15 protein-coding genes and 1 pseudogene are annotated in these 15,109 nt (G+C 65.8%); 7 read left to right on the forward strand and 9 right to left on the reverse strand.

The features are described from left to right. Window positions 1–58: 58 nt before the first annotated feature. From lpdA to C8J42_RS02410, 4 genes are read right to left on the reverse strand one after another with little or no spacing between them, the layout of a single operon-like run. The gene (gene lpdA, locus C8J42_RS02395; protein WP_133018770.1) at window positions 59–1,453 is read right to left on the reverse strand and encodes a dihydrolipoyl dehydrogenase; all 1,395 of its coding nucleotides are present in this window, start codon (window positions 1,451–1,453) and stop codon (window positions 59–61) included. Window positions 1,454–1,468: 15 nt separating this feature from the next. Then, window positions 1,469–1,810 carry an acyl-CoA thioesterase gene (locus C8J42_RS02400; protein ID WP_107952653.1) on the reverse strand — a complete coding sequence of 114 codons (342 nt, stop codon included), beginning with the start codon at window positions 1,808–1,810 and terminating at the stop codon, window positions 1,469–1,471. Between the two features lie 44 nt (window positions 1,811–1,854). Next, on the reverse strand, window positions 1,855–2,085 hold the full coding sequence (locus C8J42_RS02405; protein ID WP_243644020.1) for a hypothetical protein: 231 nt from the start codon (window positions 2,083–2,085) through the stop codon (window positions 1,855–1,857). A 10-nt stretch (window positions 2,086–2,095) separates the two neighbouring features. Beyond that, complete coding sequence (locus tag C8J42_RS02410; RefSeq protein WP_133018771.1) at window positions 2,096–3,448, reverse strand: pyruvate dehydrogenase complex dihydrolipoamide acetyltransferase; 1,353 nt, start codon at window positions 3,446–3,448, stop codon at window positions 2,096–2,098. Window positions 3,449–3,583: 135 nt separating this feature from the next. Here C8J42_RS02410 and C8J42_RS02415 point away from each other — a divergent pair, with 135 nt between their 5' ends. Further along, window positions 3,584–4,039, forward strand: coding sequence for a universal stress protein (locus tag C8J42_RS02415; protein ID WP_133018772.1), 456 nt, complete (start codon window positions 3,584–3,586; stop codon window positions 4,037–4,039). Window positions 4,040–4,051: 12 nt separating this feature from the next. On the opposite strand, the gene C8J42_RS02420 is transcribed toward C8J42_RS02415, so the two are convergent. Then, a complete protein-coding gene (locus C8J42_RS02420; protein ID WP_133018773.1) occupies window positions 4,052–4,723 on the reverse strand; it encodes a PAS domain-containing protein in 672 nt (223 codons plus the stop codon). A gap of 168 nt (window positions 4,724–4,891) precedes the next feature. Between C8J42_RS02420 and C8J42_RS02425 the strand changes: the two genes are divergently transcribed. Further along, window positions 4,892–6,181: a M28 family metallopeptidase gene (locus C8J42_RS02425; RefSeq protein ID WP_133018774.1), complete on the forward strand. Its 1,290-nt coding sequence runs from the start codon at window positions 4,892–4,894 to the stop codon at window positions 6,179–6,181. Window positions 6,182–6,196: 15 nt separating this feature from the next. Here C8J42_RS02425 and C8J42_RS02430 read toward each other — a convergent pair whose 3' ends face one another. After that, on the reverse strand, window positions 6,197–8,569 hold the full coding sequence (locus C8J42_RS02430; protein WP_133018775.1) for a GGDEF and EAL domain-containing protein: 2,373 nt from the start codon (window positions 8,567–8,569) through the stop codon (window positions 6,197–6,199). 158 nt (window positions 8,570–8,727) lie between these two features. Continuing rightward, window positions 8,728–10,491: a fatty acyl-AMP ligase gene (locus C8J42_RS02435; RefSeq protein ID WP_133018776.1), complete on the reverse strand. Its 1,764-nt coding sequence runs from the start codon at window positions 10,489–10,491 to the stop codon at window positions 8,728–8,730. A gap of 98 nt (window positions 10,492–10,589) precedes the next feature. On the opposite strand from C8J42_RS02435, the gene C8J42_RS02440 reads away from it, so the two are divergent. The 5 genes and pseudogenes from C8J42_RS02440 to C8J42_RS20415 form a co-directional block, all read left to right on the forward strand. Further along, on the forward strand, window positions 10,590–11,273 hold the full coding sequence (locus C8J42_RS02440) for a RecX family transcriptional regulator (protein WP_347812398.1): 684 nt from the start codon (window positions 10,590–10,592) through the stop codon (window positions 11,271–11,273). Window positions 11,274–11,366: 93 nt separating this feature from the next. Then, entirely contained in the window at window positions 11,367–11,942 is a 576-nt protein-coding gene (locus C8J42_RS02445; protein ID WP_133018777.1) for a cold shock domain-containing protein, read from the forward strand. A gap of 68 nt (window positions 11,943–12,010) precedes the next feature. Then, window positions 12,011–12,439, forward strand: a complete 429-nt coding sequence (locus C8J42_RS02450) for a DUF192 domain-containing protein (protein WP_243644110.1) — start codon at window positions 12,011–12,013, stop codon at window positions 12,437–12,439. 362 nt (window positions 12,440–12,801) lie between these two features. Next, window positions 12,802–13,194: an NADH:ubiquinone oxidoreductase subunit NDUFA12 gene (locus C8J42_RS02455; protein WP_133018778.1), complete on the forward strand. Its 393-nt coding sequence runs from the start codon at window positions 12,802–12,804 to the stop codon at window positions 13,192–13,194. Window positions 13,195–13,391: 197 nt separating this feature from the next. After that, window positions 13,392–13,718 (forward strand): annotated as a pseudogene (locus C8J42_RS20415) (DUF2155 domain-containing protein); the annotation flags it as partial. Here C8J42_RS20415 and aat read toward each other — a convergent pair. Together aat and C8J42_RS02470 are read right to left on the reverse strand one after the other, a co-directional pair. Further along, window positions 13,661–14,392, reverse strand: coding sequence for a leucyl/phenylalanyl-tRNA--protein transferase (aat, locus tag C8J42_RS02465; protein ID WP_133018779.1), 732 nt, complete (start codon window positions 14,390–14,392; stop codon window positions 13,661–13,663). The pseudogene C8J42_RS20415 and the gene aat sit on opposite strands and share 58 nt — an antisense overlap. After that, window positions 14,389–15,099 carry a ParA family protein gene (locus C8J42_RS02470; protein WP_133018780.1) on the reverse strand — a complete coding sequence of 237 codons (711 nt, stop codon included), beginning with the start codon at window positions 15,097–15,099 and terminating at the stop codon, window positions 14,389–14,391. The genes aat and C8J42_RS02470 overlap by 4 nt, the downstream gene beginning before the upstream one ends. Window positions 15,100–15,109: the final 10 nt, after the last annotated feature.

Below are 15,109 nucleotides of genomic sequence, written 5' to 3' on the forward strand. Positions count from 1 at the left end.
AACCTCCCCCTCCGACGCCTTCGGCGCCACCTCCCCCTGGCGGGGGAGGATCGCAAGGTCAGTAGTGGATCGCCCGGCCGTACGCGGCCAGCACGCTCTCGTGCATCATCTCGGATAGCGTCGGATGCGCGAACACCGTTTCCATCAGCTCGGCCTCGGTCGTCTCGAGCTGGCGCGCGACGACATAGCCCTGGATCAGCTCGGTCACTTCCGCGCCGACCATGTGTGCGCCGAGCAACTCGCCGGTCTTCGCGTCGAACACCGTCTTCACGAAGCCCTCGGCCTCGCCCAGCGCGATCGCCTTGCCGTTGCCGATGAAGGGGAATTTGCCGACTTTCAGCTCGTAACCGGCTTCCTTCGCCTTCGCCTCGGTCATGCCGACGCTGGCGACCTGTGGGCGCGAATAGGTGCAGCCGGGGATGTTGGCCTTGTCCATCTGGTGCGGCGAACCGCCCGCGATCTTCTCGACCGCGATGATGCCCTCATGGCTGGCCTTGTGTGCGAGCCACGGCGCGCCGGTGACGTCGCCGATCGCCCAGATGCCGTCGACATTGGTGCGGCCATAGCCGTCGGTCTTGATGTGGCCGCGGTCGGTTTCGACGCCGAGCGCTTCCAGCCCGATGTTCTCGGTGTTGGGGACGATGCCGATCGCGATGATCGCGTGGCTGAACGTCTCTTCGGAAACCTTGCCGTCCTTAGCCTTGATCTTGGCGGTGACGCCGTTCGCGGACGGTGCAAGACCCTCGAGCCCGGTCTGGGTCAGCAGCTTGATGCCCTGCTTGGTCAGGGCCTTGTCCATGAACGCGGAGACTTCCTCGTCCTCGACGGGAAGGATCCGCGGGAGCATCTCGACGATCGTCACGTCGGCGCCCATGTCATTGTAGAAGCTGGCGAACTCGACGCCGATCGCGCCCGATCCGATGACCAGCAGCTTGGTCGGCATCTCGGTCGGCACCATCGCATGACGATAGGTCCAGATCCGCTCGCCGTCAGCCTTGGCGAACGGCAGGTCGCGGGCGCGGGCGCCGGTCGCGACGATGATGTTCTTGGCTTCGAGCTCGACGGTCCTGTCGCCCTGCTTGACGCTCAACTTGCCCTTGGCCGTGACGGTGCCGACGCCCTCGACGACGGTCACCTTGTTCTTCTTCATCAGGCCCTTGACGCCTGCGTTCAGCTGACCCGCAACTTTCCGCGAACGATCGACGATCTTGGCGAGGTCGAAGCCGACATTGTCCGCCTTGAGGCCGTAGCTCTCGGCGTTCTGCATGTAGTGATAGATTTCCGACGTGCGGAGCAGTGCCTTGGTCGGGATGCAGCCCCAGTTGAGGCAGATGCCGCCCAGGCGCTCGCGCTCGACGATCGCGACCTTCAGGCCGAGTTGCGACGCGCGGATCGCGGCGACGTAGCCGCCGGGGCCCGAGCCGAGGATGACGAGATCATAGGTATCAGCCACGGAAAATCCTTTGGATCAGTTGGTTTCGGGCGGCACGGGCCGCGGTTTGCGATCGTCGCCGACCGCCACGAAGATGAAGCGAGCCTGGGTTACCTTGCAGCTGTCGTTGCTATGGCGCGCACGACGCCAGGCCTCGACTTCGATCGTCATCGAGGTCCGGCCGACCGCGATCAGGTGCGCGTAGACCGAGACTTCGTCGCCGACGACGACCGGCATGTGGAACTTCATCGCATCCGCCGCAATCGTGACGGCACGGCCGCCGCTACGCCGCGAGGCGACAGAGCCGGCGGCCAAATCCATCTGGCCCATCAGCCAGCCGCCGAAAATGTCGCCATACGGATTCGCGTCGGCGGGCATCGCAGTGACGCGGATCGTCGGTGCGGTGTTGGGGGGCAGGTCGGTCACGCTTCACTCCTGCGGGTCGTTCGGTCGAGACGCCGGGCACGGCGCAACGGTCCCACGCCCATCAGCACGGTCGCGACCATCGCTGCGGCCCCGCAAGACCAGATCACGTCTTGCCCAAGCGGGTAGGACCATGCCGCCGCCCAGGTCATCGCCACCGCCGCCACGAGCCCGCCGAGGATGTGCAGGATCTCGATGGTGGTGCCCGAAAGCGACCTGAACGACGACACCAGGCCCATCTCAGGCGAGCATGCCCAGCGGGTTCTCGACGAGGTGCTTGAACGCCTTCATGAACTGCGCGCCGTCGGCCCCATCGATTGCGCGGTGATCGAAGCTGCCGGTGGCCGACATGACCGTCGCCACCGCCAGCTCGTCACCGATCACGACCGGGCGCTTCTCGCCCGCACCGACCGCGAGGATCATCGCCTGCGGCGGATTGATGACCGCATCGAACTGCGTGATGCCGAACATGCCCATGTTGCTGATCGAGGCGGTGCCGCCCTGATATTCCTCGGGCTTTAGCTTGCCGTCGCGTGCACGGCCCGCAAGATCCTTCATCTGCGTCGAGATCGACGACAGCGAGGCGGTGTCCGCACCGACGATGATCGGCGTGATCAGACCCGAAGGCGTGCTCACCGCAACCGAGATGTCGGCACGCTGGAAGGTGATGAGCTGGTCGGGCGTGAACATCACGTTGCAGGTCGGAACCTGCATGAGCGCGACGGCCTGAGCCTTGATCAGCAGGTCGTTGACCGACAGCTTTACGCCGCGCGATTCGAGGCTCTTGTTCAGCTCGCCACGCAGCTTGAGCAGCGCGTCGAGGCGGACGTTCACGGTCAGGTAGATGTGCGGAACGGTCTGCTTCGACTCGGTCAGGCGACGTGCGATCGTCTTCCGCACGTTGCTGAGTTTGGTCGCCTCGTGCGGAATGTCCGGCACGGTCGTAGGCTTTGCGGCAGGGGCCGGAGTAGCGGCAGCCGTCGGCGCAGCAGTGTCGGTCTTCGCAGCAGCGGGTGCGGCACCCGGCTTCGCGCTCTCGACGTCGGCCTTGACGATGCGACCCTTCGGCCCCGAACCCGACACGGCGCCGAGATCGATGCCCTTGTCGGCGGCAAGACGGCGCGCGAGGGGGCTCGCCTTCACGCGGTCACCGCTGGCGGCGGGCTTGGCCGCACCGGCATCGTCGGGACGACCATGATCCTCGGCCGAAGCCTCGGTCCGCTCGACCGGCTTGGCCTCGCTGCCGGTGTCGTTCGGATCCTTGGGGTCCGGCTCGGCTTCCGATTCCTTCGCGGCGGGCTCGGGCGTCTCACTCTTGGTGGGCGTAGACGAGACCGACGCGGCGTCCTCGCCCTCTTCGGCGATGATCGCGATGACCGTGCCGACCTTCACGTTGTCGGTACCCTCGGCGACGAGGATCTTGACCACGGTGCCCTCATCGACGGCTTCGAATTCCATCGTCGCCTTGTCGGTCTCGATCTCGGCCATCAGGTCGCCGGATTTCACGACGTCGCCCTCCTTGATCAACCATTTGGCGAGGGTACCCTCCTCCATGGTCGGGGACAGCGCAGGCATCTTGATCTCGATCGACATGGATTTCCCCAGGGCGTGACGTAACGGCATGCCTACTCGCGCCCTCGTCCGCTCGGGTCAACCCCGTCGACACAGGTGCGTGGTCTTGCGTCGTGCGCGGCTTCGGGCCACCTACGGCACATAACGGGGGCGAAAATGCGCATTTATCTGGTGGTTATCGACGACAGTCCGGAAGCAGGCATCGCCCTGCGCTTTGCCGCACGACGCGCGGTCAAGACCGGCGGCGGCGTCGAAATCCTGACGGTGATCCCACCACAGGAGTTCATCGCGTTCGGCGGCGTCCAGGCGACGATCGAGGAAGAGGCGCGCTTGCATGCCGAGGGGCTGGTCGCGGGCGCGGCAGGTACGTTGCTGGAGGAGTCCGGCTTGCGTCCGTCGATCACGGTGCGCGAGGGGGAAAGCGCCAAGATCATCCGCGAGATGATCGCGGCAAATCCCGATATCGCGGCGCTTGTCCTCGGCGCCGCGGCGACTGGTGCTCCAGGCAAACTGATCGCGCATTTCGCGGGGACCGACGCGGGTTCGCTGCCGGTGCCGGTCATGATCATTCCCGGATCGCTCACGCGAGAGGCGATCGACCGGCTCAGTTGAGTGGGGCGTACGTCAACTGACAGCCATTGCCGAATGCGTGGCCAGCAGGCGCTCCACGCTGTTGATGCCAGTCTGCGTGAGTTGCAACGCATCGAGATTGCTGTCTGGCGGTTCAATTAGGGACTTCGCCTGGAGCACGCGAACCCAGCGACCGAGCGTCGACCGTGACAGGCGTAGCTGGTCGGCAACCATGTCGACGCTTGCGATTCGGCTCTCGGCTTCTGCGACGTATACGATCAGCAGCGTCGTCCACGCATGATCGGCGAAAAGATCGGACCCGAGTACCGCGTCGCGCGCACGGATAATTCCCAGCAAGTCCTTGGCCCGGCGCCAAAGATGATGCGGCATGGCATCGCCACTGATTGTGTCGGCGAGCGTAGGAGCGGTGCACAGGGTGCCGATTAGTCTGCCCGGCTTGCCGTTGCCCAGTCGCGAAACCTGGACTTCCATCGTGATGATATCGCCTTCGCCGCCGATGTAACGTTTCCGGATTCTGGCTGAATTGCCATTGGGTTGCAATGCCGCAACGTGGCTCAGGTTACGCGCGACGTCGTCGGGGTGCGTTATCGATAGGTAGGAAAGGCCCACAAGCTGTTTCTGCGTGCGTTGCAACACCGCCGCGACCGGTTCGTCTATCGCGAGGATAACGCCGTCGCCGTCTGAAACAGAATGGCCAATGATCATCTTAGGTCCTCGCACTCTTGACCATATAATAGCAGTCGGCTTAAAAAGTCTCAAACATTTGATCGGTCCATTTTGCATAACATCTTGTCGGCACACAAAATTGCCCGCCGCGAACGATTGTGACGCTACCCTCTTGAGCGTGGCGCGAGATCAGGCCACGATCCGCTCATGCCTATTTTTGCCGTCCCGCTGCTACTTGCCGCCGCCGCCCCTTACCCTGCTCCGTCTTCGGTTCGCCTGAAGGCGGACGTCACCGCGATGGTTGGCTTCGGTACGCGTCACACTGCGTCGATCACCACCGACCCGAAACGCGGTATCGGTGCCGCCCGGAACTGGGCCGCCAGCCGTTTCCAGGAAATCGCCGCGACGTGTGGCGGCTGCATCACCGTTGATCGCGTCTCGCGCCGCTTTACCGGACCACGCGCACCGACCGGCGTCATCGTGGAGGACGTACTCGGCATCCAGAAAGGGCGTGATCCCAATCGCGTCGTGATCGTAGGCGCGCATATCGACAGCCGCGTCACCGACGTGATGAACGTCACCTCCGACGCGCCCGGCGCCAACGACAATGCGTCGGGCGTCGCGCTAGTGCTGGAGGCTGCACGGTTGCTGTCGCAGCGCCAGTTCGACGCGACGATCGTTTACGCGGTGTTCTCCGGGGAGGAGCAGGGCCTGTGGGGCGCCGAATTACTCGCCGATACCGCGAAGGCGCGCGGCTGGCAGGTGTCGGCGATGCTCAACAACGATATCGTCGGCAACACGGTCGGGCAGGGCGGGGTACGTGTCGCCGATAAGGTCCGGGTGTTCTCCGAAGGCATTCGCGCGTCGGAGGATCTGGTGGCGCAGCAGGGCCGCCGGGCCGAGGGCGGCGAGGATGACGGGCCCAGCCGCGCGCTCGCCAAGGCGATCGACGGTATTGCGCGGGACATTCCCGGCGGCCTCGACGTGATGATCGACCGTCGGCCGGATCGATTCGGCCGTGGCGGCGATCACGAACCGTTCCTGAAGCTCGGCTATCCCGCGGTACGGTTCTCGGTCGCGGCGGAGAATTGGGACCGCCAGCACCAGGACCTGCGCACCGAGAAGGGCGTGGTCTACGGCGACACGATCGAGGGCATGGACTTTCCGTATCTGGCGAAGGTGACCGCGATAAACGTCGCCACGCTGTCGCGGATCGCCAGCGCCCCCGCGGCACCCGAAGACGTGTCGATCGCCGGGGCATTGTCCCGCGACACGACGGTGAAGTGGACTGCGGTACCGGGCGCTGCCGGCTACCGCGTGCGGTGGCGGCGCAACGATGCGCAGAACTGGGCGGAGACCCGCGACGTTACCGGGACCGGGACGGTCCTGACGCAGGTGCCGGTGGACGACAATTTCGTCGGCGTGTCCGCACTTTCGGCAACCGGCGCGGAAAGCCTCGTCAGTTTCGCCGGACGCGACCGCCGACCGACCCGGTAACCGCCCATCGGTCGCCTAGGCGGCGGCCGATGCTTTCCAGCGACCATGTGCCAACGCACGCGCCTGTTCGACGGGCATCGGGCGACCGAAATAGAAGCCCTGGACGTTGGTGCAACCGAACGCCTGCGCCATGCGATGCTCGGCTTCGGTTTCGACGCCCTCCGCCGTCGTGTCGATGTCGAGGCTCCGGGCGAGCGCGATCACCGCATGGACAATCGCAACCGCTTCGCGCGTCCCGGCGGCGGCGTCGCGGACGAAGCTTCGGTCGATCTTGATCGACGAAAACCGCGTACGGCTGAGATAGCCGAGCGAGGAATGGCCGACGCCGAAATCATCGAGACTAAGCCGCACGCCCATGTCGAGCAGCCGCTCCAGGACCTTGGTCGCGCCAAGCGCCTCGGTCAGGAACACGCTCTCGGTAACCTCGAGTTCGAGGCGATCCGCGGAAAGGCCTGTGTTCGCCAGCGCGGAGGTGACTGTCGTCACGAAATTGGGGTTCTGGAGCTGGTCGGCAGAGACGTTGACTGCGACACGGATGTCGGACGGCCATTTCGCGGCCTCCTCGCACGCCGTGCGAAGCGCCCACGCCCCGATCGGCGCGATCAGGCGCGCGTCCTCGGCGAGCGGAATGAACTTTTCGGGGGCGATGACGCCGAACCGCGGACTGGTCCAGCGCAACAGCGCCTCGAACGCGACCAGCCTTTCGCCGCGTGCATCGACGACCGGCTGATACTCGAGGTGCATCTCGCCATTCTCAAGCGCCGTGCGCAGCGCCATTTCAAGAATACGTCGCTCCTCGGCCTTCACATGCAGTTCGGGCTCGTAGCTGCGATACACTCCCCGGCCTGCGTCTTTGGCACGGTAAAGCGCGAGATCGGCTGAGCGGACGAGCATTTCCGCCGTGCGTCCGTCGCGCGGGCCGATCGCGATGCCGACGCTGGCACCGATGTACAGCGTATGTGCGTCGATGTCGTAGGGCTGCGAGAGGGTCTCGATGATGCGCCGCGCCAAGTCGTCTATCGCACCGGCGTCGGTCGCATCGCGCACGATCACGGCGAATTCGTCGCCTCCGAGGCGTCCGCACAAATTACCGTCCGCCATCAAGCCCTCGAGTCGCTCGGACACGCGTCCCAGCAGGCGATCACCGATCGGGTGGCCGAGCGTATCGTTGACGGCCTTGAACCGATCGAGGTCGAGCATCATGAATGCATACCGGCCGCCCCATCGGTCGGCCTCACCCATCGTCCTGACGAGCGTCTCGTTGATCATCAATCGGTTGGGCAATCCGGTGAGCACGTCGAACCGGGCCATCCGGTTGATCCGGTCTTCCGATGCGCGAAGCTCGGTAATGTCGGAAATGACACCGCGGAATCCGTAGAACTCGCCATCGTCGCCAAATCGCGGCGAGGCGGCAATGTCCCACCAACGACCCTGGCCGCCGATCGTCACCGGCAGGCTGACGTCGCGGAAACTCTCGCGTCGCCGCAGCTTTTCCGCCAGCGTTCGCAACTCGGGTGCGAATTCGCCGCTGTCCCAGCTCGGCCCCGCCAACAACTGGAGTAACGGCATGCCGTCGATGGCGCCGGGTTCTAGACCGCACGCGACCGCGAACCGCGGCGACGCGCGGACGATGCGACGCATGGCATCGGTCTCCCACAGCCAGTCCGCCCCGGTATCCTCGAACTCGCGCAGGAGCAGGCTGACGGTCTCGTCGCGCTCGTTCAGCGTGATCTCGTTGGCGCGGATCAGCACGAGCGCGCGGGCGCGACTGATACATCCCGCCATCAGCAAAAGGGTAAAGCCCAGGATCCCGAATGCCGCCGAGGTCGTGCCGGCGATCAGCAGCTGGATGACCATCGCCGCGCCGAGATACCCCAGGAATACCAGCGTCGCGAGCGCCAGCGGCGCCATCGCAAACGCCGCGGCAGTCATCAAGACGGTCAGCGTGATCCCGAGCCCCGCGGTCGTCCCCGATGGCGCGTGCGTACAGAACAGGATCGGCACGCACGACCAGCCGAGGCCAAGCGCCAGCCCTTCCCACCCGGTCTTGCGCAGATCGCGAACGCTTGCCTGGCTTTCACCATTGTGGTGGACGGCTAGACGACGGAAGCCAACCGCAGCAGCGACTGCGACGACCAGCGCGGACCATGTAGCGATCTGCCATGCGGGGACGGTGTCGCGGACGAGGAACCCGGTCGCCAGCACCGCCGCGATATTCGCAGCCAGCAGGACCAGCGCCATCTTGCGCCCCGCGAACAGCTGTGCGGCGCGGATTCGGCTCCACTCGACATGATCCGCCCCGCCGCCGCGAACCCCCAGCAACGTGGGAATGTCGACGGTCACGCGGCGTGACGGAGAAGGCGGTGCGAGACTCACGGCGTCAGTCATAGATCAGCTTGGTTAGCAGATGGTTCGCATTGCCCGCGGTGAGTGTAATTAAGTTCGGTTTGGGGCCAATGCGCATGATCGCGCAGGCTCCTGCCACAGCTCGATCCATATGTCAGCCGTGGCCGGGCTTTCGCCGCCTGCTCATAGGCAGGACGGTCTCAGGCTGCGATGTCGTACGGCTTGATGTCGCCACTCAGGTACAGGTTGCGCGCCTTCGCACGGCTGAGCTTGCCCGACGAGGTGCGGGGCAGGGTACGCGGCGGGATCAGTTCGATCAGGCAGTTCATGCCCGTCACCGACCGCACGCGCTCGCGGATCTCATCACGCAGGCGCAGGCGTTCGGCCTCGTCCGAGCTGCGGCACTGGACCAGCACGGCGGGGGTTTCCTCGCCGCCAGGCGTGGTGATCGCGAACGCGGCGATGTCGCCGGCCTTGAAGCCCGGAAGCTGTTCCACCGCCCACTCGATATCCTGCGGCCAGTGGTTCTTGCCGTTGACGATGATCATGTCCTTGGCGCGGCCGACGATGTAGATGTAGCCGTCCGACATATAGCCCATGTCGCCGGTATCGAGCCAACCGTCGGCCATGCACGCCTCGGTCGCGACGTCGTCACGGAAATAGCCGACCATCACCGACTTGCCGCTGCACCAGACCTTGCCGATCGCGCGATCGGGGAGCGGCGTGCCGTCCTCTTCGCGGATCTCGATTCGCATGTCGCGGACCGGCTTGCCGCAGTTGACGATCGCCCGGTAGCGCTGCGGACGGTCCCCGCCGCGCGAGCCACCCGAAAGCTGCGTTTCCTCGACCAGTTCGACCCGGATGCCTTCGCCCGGCGGCATCAGCGACACGGCGAGAGTCGCCTCGGCAAGGCCATAGCTCGGCAGGAACGCGCTCGCCTTGAAGCCCGCATCGGCGAACGCGTCGACGAACGACTGCATCACGTCGGGACGGATCATGTCCGCGCCGTTGCCGGCGACCCGCCAGCGCGACAGGTCGAACCGATCGCTCGCCTTGGTCTGCGACGACATGCGGCGCGCGCAGATATCGTAGCCGAAGGTCGGCGAATAGCTGAGCGTCGTGCCTTCGTTGCGGCTGATGAGATCGAGCCACGCAAGCGGACGGCGCGCGAAATCCTCGGTCTTGAGGTAATCGGTCGAGACTTGGTTGGCGATCGGCGACAGGAAGCAGCCGACCAGACCCATGTCGTGATACCAGGGCAGCCACGAGACGCAGCGATCGGTGCCGCAGATCTCCATGCCGTGGCTGTGCGCGGCGAGGTTGTTGAGCAGCGCGGCGTGCGTGATGACGACGCCGTGCGGGAAGCGCGTCGAGCCGCTTGAATATTGCAGATACGCGATGTCGTCTGGCTTGGCCTCGGGCAGCGTTGCGGCCGGTGCCTCGCGCACGGCGAACTCGGACCAGTCGATCCCGACGGTGCCCGACAGGCGCGCGGCCTCGCCGGCCATCTGTGCGAGTTCGGGCGGGAAGATCAGCATCTTCGGGTCGCAGCTCGACAGCTGGACGCGGAGCTGTTCGATGTACGAATCGCGGCCGCCGAACGAAGTCGGCAGGGGCAGCGGCACGGGCCACGCGCCGGCATAGACGACACCGAAGAACAGCGCGGCGAACTCGGGACCGGTCTCGGCGACCAGCGCGATGCGGTCGGCAGGGGCGACACCGGCGGCGATCATGCGATCCGCCATCGCACGCGCGTCGTCCCGGAGCTGCGAATAAGGGTAAGGCTGCGACAAACTGCCGCGAGCGTCGTGGAAATTAAGCCCGCGGTTACCGCTAGCGGCATAATCGAGCGCTTCGCCCAGCGTGCCGAAATCGGCGAAACGGCGTGGCAGGGCGTCTTGGGTCGGCGTCGCAACGATTGCCGCTACGGTCATGCCGTCCTTGTTAGCCGTGTCGGTCGTCATCGCAGTTCCTGCCTTGGTTCGTCGCGGTGTTTGAACACACCACGCCTATCTTCAGTCTAGCCGTTCAACTTCGGGTGCCAGTGTGGCACAATGATGGCGTGACCGATGATAGCCACAGCGAAAGCAACGCGTTTCCCTCGTCGCTGGATGCCGGCGACCAAGAAAACGGCGCGTTCGACGATAGCAGCGGTACGAAGCGGCGCGGCGGCAAGAGCTGGGGCAAAGGCGGCGGCAAGGACCGGGCGCGCGAGCGTCCTGCGCTAAAACCGCTCGACGCGGCGGCGCTCGAACAGATGGCGCTGCGCTACGTCGAGCGGTTCGCGACCACGCGGGGCCGCCTGACCGATTATTTGATGCGGAAGATCCGCGAACGGGGCTGGGACGGGGGCACCGGCGCGGCGCTGGCCGAGCCCGGCGAACTGGCGCAGCGGATGGCCGATCTCGGTTATGTCGACGACCGCGCCTTTGCCGAGCAACGCGCTGCTGCGATGCAGCGACGCGGCCTCGGGGCGCGGCGTGTCGCAGGGGCGTTCCGAGAGGCTGGCATCGACGAAGGCGACGCGCAGTCGGTCGCGCCCGCTATCGCCGATCGCGCAGTCGAATCGGCACTCGCCTTCGCACGACGCAAGCGAATCGGCCCCTACGGCACCGGGGACGGCGACCGAAAACTCCACGAAAAACAGCTCGCGGCGATGCTGCGGGCGGGGCACCGGTTCGATCTCGCACGCAAAATTGTTGCTGCACCGCCGTCCGACAGCCCCGAATCGATGGATTTCGACTGAGGGTCGCAACGGATTCATTGCGACTGCGACGAACCGTGCTAGCAAGGCGTCCAGGGGTGTAACAATGCGTAACGACACGCAGCAGGTGCTGACATGCCGGTAGAGGTGGGGCCAGTGGAAGCGGGAACGACGACGCTTGAGGGTGTTGGCGCGGCCGAAACGCGTGCGATCGGCGGCGTCATCAAATGGTTCGACGTTACGCGCGGGTTCGGCTTCGCGGTCGCGGACGACGAGACCGTCGGCGATATCCTCGTGCACTTTTCCGTCCTGCAGGCGCACGGCCGCCGCAGCCTTCCCGAAGGTGCGCGCGTCGAGACGCTGTCGGTCCAGCGCGGCCGCGGGTTCCAAGCGCGCGAGATTCTCTCGATCGATCTGACTAACGCGGTCGAGGAGCAGGTTCGGGCACCGATATCGCCCGATCGGATCGACCCGATCGCGATGATCGACGCGGCGGGACCGTTCGAGGCAGCGTCGGTGAAATGGTTCAACCGGTTGAAGGGCTATGGCTTTCTGGTACGGGGGGCCGATGGCAGCGACATCTTCGTCCACATGGAAACGCTGCGCCGCGCCGGGATCGAGACGGTCGAACCCGACCAGCCGCTCCGCGCGCGCGTCGTCGAAGGACGTAAGGGGCCGCTTGCCGTCGCGGTCGAAGAGGATCTCGGATGATGTTCGTTACGAAGGCCGTGTTGGCCGGAGTGCTGGCGCTGGGCGTCGGCGCCGGGGGTGTCGCGTACATGAATAGCCGCGCCGACTCGGACGTGGCCTCAGTCGTTACGCTGCCGCTGACGATCAAGAGCGCGAACGGGACGCATGCGTTCAAGGTCGAGAGCGCGAAGACGGAGGCGGAACAGGCGCGCGGATTGATGTTTCGTACCGACCTGACGCCCGATGGCGGCATGCTGTTCTGGCCGTATCCCGCCAAGGGTGGCGAGCCGGTGGTGGCGAACTTCTGGATGAAGAACACGCCGAGCCCGCTCGACATCCTCTATATACGCGCCGACGGCACGATCGCGCGGATCGCCGAGAATACCGTGCCGTTTTCGGAACAGCCGATCCCGTCGGGCGAGCCGGTCGGCGCGGTGCTGGAATTGGTGGGCGGCCGCGCTTCGGAACTGGGAATTGCCGAGGGCGATCTGGTGACGTGGGACAAGGGCGCGAAGTAGGCGCGCGAACCGTTCGATCAATGGCACCACCCCGGCGAAGGCCGGGGCCCAATTGGGAAGGTCGCTGTAACGGCGAACAGCGCTTCGTTAGCGACGTTACCCAATTGGGCCCCGGCCTTCGCCGGGGTGGGATATGTGACTAGCCGACGTCTCCAGCCAAGTGTTTCCCCGCGAAGGCGGGGACCCAGTCTGGGCTCCCGCCTTCGCGGGAGAACAAGGAAGCGGAACCGTTGCAGGCAGAAGCGTTAAACGGCGAACTCCACGATCGTCCCCCGCCAGGGGAAGGATCGTTTAGAGGGTCGCTCAACACCTTCCCCATCATCGAGGTTGAAGCCCGCCCCCACTCGCGGTAAGCGCCAACCATGGGCTTTCTCGCATCGACTTTCACGTGGTGGAATGGCGCCACCCTCGGCACCAAATTCGGCTTGCGCAGCATGGCGAAGAAGGGCGAGGACGCGCTTGGCAACGTCTATTACGAAGGTGGCAAGGACACCGCGGGCAACCCGCGCCGCTGGGTGATCTATCAAGGCGCGACCGACGCGAGCCGCGTGCCGCCGGCGTGGTTCAGCTGGCTCCATCATCAGGTCGACGACGTGCCCGATCGCGCATTGCCGCCGATCCGTGCGTGGCAGAAGCCTGCGGTGCCGAACCTGACGGGTACCGCGCTGGCCTATCGCCCCGCCGGTGCGCTCGAAAAAGGTGGCCACCGTGCCGCCGCGACGGGCGATTACGAAGCCTGGACGCCCGAAGGGTGATCATGCGCTGGCTCGCCGCGGCCGTGTTGGTCGTGGCGTTGGCGGTCGGCGGCTGGTTCGGATACCGCGCGCTCACCACGCACGCGACGAAAGTGGCCGCGGTCCAGCAGGACCTGCCGGGCGCTGACGAGCAGGGCAATTCCTCGATAGAGACGATCGATACCGGTGCCGTAGCGATCGCTAATGGCGGCACGCCCATGGCGCAGCGCGTCGCGGTGCTCGGGCTGCTTAACAAGCGTAACGGCGAAACCCGCGAAGTAACGCTCAAGCCCGGTCAGGCGACGCGCATGGGCGACGTCGTGCTGCGGTTGCGGGCGTGCGAACAGACCGCTCCGTGGGAGCAGGAGCAGCTGACCGGCGCGTTCGTACAGGTGCTGGTGCGCGGCGTAGACACGCATTGGCGGCGGACGTTCTCGGGCTGGCTGTACAAGGAGCGCCCCGCGCTGAACGCGGTCCAGCATCCGGTCTACGACGTCTGGACCAAGAGCTGCGCGATGACCTTCCCGGAGACCGGCCCCGATACTGCGCCGCCCGCCGAAGCCTTGCCGGCCAAGCGATCGAGCGCACGAAAGTCGCCGGCTGCCGAGGATACCCCGGCGCCGGAGGATGGCTTGAGCGCTCCCTCGAGTGCCGCACCCAGCAACGCGACATAGTCCGCGCGCTCGATCTCGATCGCGCCGAGCGAGGCGAGGTGCGAGGTCTGGAACTGGCAATCGAGCAGCGTGAACCCGCCCACCCTCAGCCGCGCGACGAGGTGCGCGAGCGCGACCTTCGACGCGTCGGTCGCGCGGCTGACCATGCTCTCGCCGAAGAACGCGCGGCCGAGCGAAAGCCCGTAGAGGCCACCCACCAGCTTGCCGCCGTCCCAGCACTCGACCGAATGCGCGAACCCCATTGCATGCAGCGTCTGGAAGACGCGCTCGATGCCGTCGTTGATCCACGTCTCGGGGCGGCCCTCGACGCTTTCGGCACAAAGCTGGACGATGCGTTCGAACGCGGTGTCGACGGTGACCTGGAACCGGTCCGCGGCGATCGTCTTCCTCAGCGAGCGCGAGAGCTGGAACCCGTCGAGCGGCAGGACAGCGCGGCGGCGTGGCTCGACCCAGTACACGCTTGCGGCGTCGCGGCTGTCCGCCATCGGGAACACGCCGACCGAATAGGCGCCGAGCACAAGTTGAGGGTCTAACACGTCGCTCATGCGGTGAGCCGGTGTTCGATCCGGCGCCAGAGGTCCGCAAACGCCTGCGCGGCAGCGGACTTCGGCGCGAATACTCCGACCGGTGCACGCTTGACCGCCATCAATTCGATGTTGCTCGCCATTGGGATCACCGGCCAGTCGGGGTGGCGGGCCAGCGCCTCGGCATGCAGCGCGCGACGCTTGTCGACCATCACATGGACCGGGAGCAACGGCGTCCGGCCACCCAGATGTTGGACCACCGCGTCGTATGCGCGGGTCGACAGCGGCGAGGGGATGACCGGGATCACAATAAGATCGGCCGCGCGCATCACTTGGTCCGCGGTCTCGGTCAGCCCCGGCGGACAGTCGAGGATCACGCGGTCATAGGCGGCAAGTTCGGACAGGAGCTTGGCGAGCCGCTTCTTCTTGTCCATCTCGTGGAATAGCTGGTCGAGACCCCGCAGCGACGCGTCGGCCGCGATCAGGTCGAGATGCGGGTAGGCGGTCGGCCGCGCCTGCTTGGCGACCGCGACATCCTTCGAGAACATCGCCTGCGCCTGATCCACTTTACCCGGTCCGCCGAGCACCCAGGTCGACGCCGCCTGCGGGTCGAGATCCCAGAGCAGCGTGCGGCGCGCCGACAATGTCGCGGCGCACCACGCCAGGTTCACCGAAAGCGTCGTCTTCCCAACGCCACCCTTGAGGCTGTAGATCGCAACGGTTGCCATCAGACTAGCG

The organism is Sphingomonas sp. PP-CE-1A-559, from assembly GCF_004340965.1.
GTDB lineage: Bacteria > Pseudomonadota > Alphaproteobacteria > Sphingomonadales > Sphingomonadaceae > Sphingomonas.

Coding starts and splice junctions, on each gene's coding strand:
- C8J42_RS02455 (WP_133018778.1), top strand. CDS start 12,802: ATGGGCTTTCTCGCATCGACTTTCACGTGGTGGAATGGCGCCACCCTC.
- C8J42_RS02435 (WP_133018776.1), bottom strand. CDS start 10,491: ATGACGACCGACACGGCTAACAAGGACGGCATGACCGTAGCGGCAATC.
- C8J42_RS02400 (WP_107952653.1), bottom strand. CDS start 1,810: ATGCCCGCCGACGCGAATCCGTATGGCGACATTTTCGGCGGCTGGCTG.
- C8J42_RS02420 (WP_133018773.1), bottom strand. CDS start 4,723: ATGATCATTGGCCATTCTGTTTCAGACGGCGACGGCGTTATCCTCGCG.
- C8J42_RS02430 (WP_133018775.1), bottom strand. CDS start 8,569: ATGACTGACGCCGTGAGTCTCGCACCGCCTTCTCCGTCACGCCGCGTG.
- C8J42_RS02470 (WP_133018780.1), bottom strand. CDS start 15,099: ATGGCAACCGTTGCGATCTACAGCCTCAAGGGTGGCGTTGGGAAGACG.
- C8J42_RS02450 (WP_243644110.1), top strand. CDS start 12,011: ATGAATAGCCGCGCCGACTCGGACGTGGCCTCAGTCGTTACGCTGCCG.
- C8J42_RS02425 (WP_133018774.1), top strand. CDS start 4,892: ATGCCTATTTTTGCCGTCCCGCTGCTACTTGCCGCCGCCGCCCCTTAC.
- C8J42_RS02445 (WP_133018777.1), top strand. CDS start 11,367: ATGCCGGTAGAGGTGGGGCCAGTGGAAGCGGGAACGACGACGCTTGAG.
- C8J42_RS02410 (WP_133018771.1), bottom strand. CDS start 3,448: ATGTCGATCGAGATCAAGATGCCTGCGCTGTCCCCGACCATGGAGGAG.
- aat (WP_133018779.1), bottom strand. CDS start 14,392: ATGAGCGACGTGTTAGACCCTCAACTTGTGCTCGGCGCCTATTCGGTC.
- C8J42_RS02415 (WP_133018772.1), top strand. CDS start 3,584: ATGCGCATTTATCTGGTGGTTATCGACGACAGTCCGGAAGCAGGCATC.